Below are 3,691 nucleotides of genomic sequence, written 5' to 3'. Positions count from 1 at the left end.
TCTGGGACACCATGTTGTCCGTATTGCCGTTTGGGACTTGGTCAGCGGAAACCATCAGGGCCAGCAGCCGCGTGCGCTGCGCAAACAGGCCCGACACAAGACTGCATCCGACAGACGCTCATTTCAGCTCAAAAAATGTCTTGCTATGCAGGAGACATCCACACAGGACTTTCGCGGCAGGCGAAAAATTTTGATACAGTTCCTAAAGTTACCTGGGGCGGTCTGGCTCGTTGGGGTTGCGTGTAACCAAGCTTTCTATTTCGTTCGTTGCTTCAACCGGCAAGGCGCCAAAGGTCAGTGCTCCTGAAATGCCTTCAATTTGTTCTTCTGTCCGAGCGCCCGGAATCGGTACGTATGTTTCAGATTGGCCCCATATCCACCCGAGAGCCCCTTGCACAAGCGTTCGCCCATTGGTGGTCAGCAATTCCCGAACCGCCTCAAGTTTTTGCATGAAATCAGGGTTTACCCTTCCATCCGAATAGTACTCCATCCAGCTTTCACCGGATGCGCGCACGTCGTCCGGTGCCATGACACTGTTCTGATCGTACTTGCCCGAGAGCAACCCCATCGCAAGAGGTGAGCGGATAAGGGACAACAGTCCTTCTTTTTGTACGAGCTGCTGCATGCGGGGCGCATCGAAAAAGATGTTCATCACGTATTCGACCGCCTTGAAACTATCCCTGGACGAGACGGCCAGAGCGCTTTGGGAATGGTCGGTGCTCCAACCATAGGCGCGCAACTTGCCGGCCTCTTTCACCCGGTCCAGCTCGTCAAATACCGCCTCGGCCTGGGCAACGGGCATATCGTTCACATGCAACAGCAAGAGATCGATCCGATCCCGTTCCAGCCGCGACAGGCACCCGTCTACGGCAGGGCCAACCTGATCCGGGGTGAAAGGGTCAAACGAAATCTGCCTGCTTGCCTCATCAATCCCAACCCCGATCTTTGTGACGATCAGGGCGTCCGGCCGATGCTTTAACGCTTTGCCCAACAAACGTTCCGAATGCCCCGCGCCATAGGCGGCAGCGGTGTCAAAAAGTGTGATTCCACTATCCAGCGCGGCGTGGATCGTACGAATTGAGGTTTCGTCGTCCGATCGGGTGTAACCCAGCGACTGTTCGCCCCAATACATCTTGCCGCCAATCGGCCAGCACCCCATGCCAAGGGGTGAGATTTCGGTTTCGAGAAAGTTCATCTGTGGGCCTCCTGACTGATCCTTCAGAAAAAACGCCATCACGGTCTTTTCATCAACAACACAGAATGTAAGCTTCATTTCATGAATGAAAGTAGCTTCGACTGGGATAACCTGCGGCTTTTCCTTGCGGTTGCCAGAGCGGGCGGGCTTGGGCCAGCAGCCGAACAGACCGGCAAGAGCGCACCCACCTTGGGCCGGCGCATGATCGAGCTTGAGCGCAATCTGGGAAGCGAGTTGTTTCACCGCAAACCGCGAGGGTATGATCTGACCAAAGATGGGCAAGCGCTGCTGGAAAAGGTCGAAAGCATCGAAGCGCGTGTCATACCTGTCGCCGAAAGCAGCCTCGCCACCGTGCCACCTTTGGTCAAAATCTCGGCTGGAACATGGGTGACCAAGGTTTTGATCGGTGCGGTCAGAAGGCTTACCGGGTCAGTACCAGTTCGGCTGCGGTTCATCTCGTCAGAAGAGATTTTGAAGATCGGGCACCGGGAAGCCGCGATTGGCATTCGAAACCACCGACCAGAAGAGATCGGCTTGGCAGGTCGCAAGATCGGGCGGGTTCGGTTTGCGGTCTATGCCGCGGATGAAAGCGTTTCGACCTGGGCGCGGGTCATGTCCAATACACCTTCGGCCAGATGGCTGAAGACGCACTCGCAGGGGGACGACGCCATCGAAGTGACCGCGCCGCAAAATGCGCTGGAGCTTGCAAGAGCAGGATTGGCCAGGGCGGTTCTGCCCACCTTCATTGGAAACACGCAACCGGGTCTGAAACCAGTCTCACCTTTGATTGACGATCTGGAACATGATCAGTGGCTGGTCTCACATCATGAAGATCGGTTTCTTGCAGAGGTGCGGCATGTCATAGATCGCACCCATGCAGTGATGTCGGAAGCTTGTGAAAGCGGGTGAACCGAGGCTGTAAATGCCTACTCGCCCAACCGTTCCATCAACCGAGCGTAAGCTGTTTGGCCGCGCCGGAAGGTTGGCAAGCGGCAGAACTCATCCGGGGCATGTTGGTTTTCATCTTCATGCCCAAACGCAAACATGACGGCGTGCAAACCCAACTCGTCCAGCAAGGTGGACATCACCGGAATCGAGCCGCCAACGCGGGTTTCGTACGCCGGTTTGCCGTAGACCTCTTCGAGAACCTGACCCGCGATGGCGGTTGCGTTGTGGCCAGCTGGTACAAGGAACGGGTCCGCACGCCCGGGGTTGCGCGATACCTGAACGGTGACACCCGGCGGGCAATGGGCATCGACATGGGCCGAAATCAGATCAAAGATCTTTTCAGGGCTCTGATTGGCAACCAGTCGGCAGGTGATTTTGGCCGAGGCAACCGCGGGCAAAACGGTCTTTGTGCCGTCGCCCTGCCAACCGCTGGTGAGACCGTTGACTTCTAGCGTCGGACGGGCCCACAGATTTTCGCGCGTGGAATATCCCGGCTCGCCCAAGGTCGCTGGCGCCCCGGTTTGGGTCAGATAGGCCGATTCATCCCAGGGCACCTTTGCAATTTCTGCACGGTCTTCATCGGTCAACTCGACAACATCGTCGTAGAAGCCATCCACCGCGATGCGACCATCAGTCGATTTCATACTGGCCAGCAACTGCGCCAGCGCCATCGCGGGGTTTGCGACGCCGCCGCCATGCATGCCAGAATGCAGATCGGATTTCGCGCCGTGAACCGAGATCTCAAGTGAGGTGAGCCCTTTCAGACCCAGAACCAGTTGCGGCGTCTCGGTATCCCACTGACTGCCATCGGCAGAAAAGATCATATCAGCCTGAAGCCGGTCGAGATTTGCCTCGATAAAGGGCGGAAGGTCGGGCGATCCGATCTCTTCCTGGCCTTCAAAGAAAAACCGCACATTGACAGGCAGTTTCCCAGTCTCCGCCAGCAGAGCCTCAGCCGCGAGGATCGGGATGAACATGGCGCCTTTGTCGTCGGTCGCCCCACGTCCGTAGATCCTATCGCCGCGGATCGTCGGCTCGAACGGAGGTGAAGACCAGAGCTCAAATGGTTCGGCCGGTTGCACGTCAAAATGGCCATAGATCAGAATCGTAGGCGTATCAGGCCCGGCATGCAGCCAATCGGCACAGACCACGGGATGGCCTGCAGTCTCCATCATCTGAACGTTTTCCATTCCCGCCGTAACCAACCGATCAACCACCCACTGCCCGGCCTTTCGAACATCGCACGCGTTTTCGGGTTTGGCTGAAACCGATGGAATACGAATGAAATCGCACAGCTCTTCGACAAAACGCGATTGGTGTGTGTCGAGATATTCGGTCCAGCTCATTCCATGCCCTCTCAGTTGCTGGCGCTAAACTTACGAATCTGGAGGTTGCCCGCAAGCCTGCGGAATCAACCTAATACTCATAACAACCCAACATGGTCGAGCGATGTTAGTCGGCCCAAACCGGATGGAGTGGGTGGCTCCTGCTCCACCGGCGTCGCGATGCGCCATACTGCAGTTGTTACCGACTGCTAAGAAAGGAGCC

Annotated in this window: 3 protein-coding genes; 1 reads left to right on the top strand and 2 read right to left on the bottom strand. The window is 56.7% G+C overall.

Annotation, left to right across the window (positions count from 1 at the left end; genetic code table 11):
• Positions 1 to 208: 208 nt before the first annotated feature.
• Positions 209 to 1,195: an aldo/keto reductase gene (locus ACR0L4_RS23345; protein WP_170755072.1), complete on the bottom strand. Its 987-nt coding sequence runs from the start codon at positions 1,193 to 1,195 to the stop codon at positions 209 to 211.
• A gap of 81 nt (positions 1,196 to 1,276) precedes the next feature.
• On the opposite strand from ACR0L4_RS23345, the gene ACR0L4_RS23340 reads away from it, so the two are divergent.
• Positions 1,277 to 2,104 carry a LysR family transcriptional regulator gene (locus ACR0L4_RS23340; RefSeq protein WP_170755069.1) on the top strand — a complete coding sequence of 276 codons (828 nt, stop codon included), beginning with the start codon at positions 1,277 to 1,279 and terminating at the stop codon, positions 2,102 to 2,104.
• Between the two features lie 17 nt (positions 2,105 to 2,121).
• Here the strand turns inward: ACR0L4_RS23340 and ACR0L4_RS23335 are convergent, their stop codons facing one another.
• Entirely contained in the window at positions 2,122 to 3,489 is a 1,368-nt protein-coding gene (locus tag ACR0L4_RS23335; RefSeq protein ID WP_170755067.1) for a dipeptidase, read from the bottom strand.
• Positions 3,490 to 3,691: the final 202 nt, after the last annotated feature.

This window comes from Ruegeria sp. AB5 (assembly GCF_056542645.1).
The sequence above is the reverse complement of the archived record's forward strand: the minus strand, read 5'-3'. Positions and strand labels throughout refer to the sequence as shown.

Bases quoted from the DNA above. Each gene is read 5' to 3' on its own strand.
- ACR0L4_RS23345 (WP_170755072.1), bottom strand. From the start codon at position 1,195: ATGAACTTTCTCGAAACCGAAATCTCACCCCTTGGCATGGGGTGCTGG.
- ACR0L4_RS23340 (WP_170755069.1), top strand. From the start codon at position 1,277: ATGAATGAAAGTAGCTTCGACTGGGATAACCTGCGGCTTTTCCTTGCG.
- ACR0L4_RS23335 (WP_170755067.1), bottom strand. From the start codon at position 3,489: ATGAGCTGGACCGAATATCTCGACACACACCAATCGCGTTTTGTCGAA.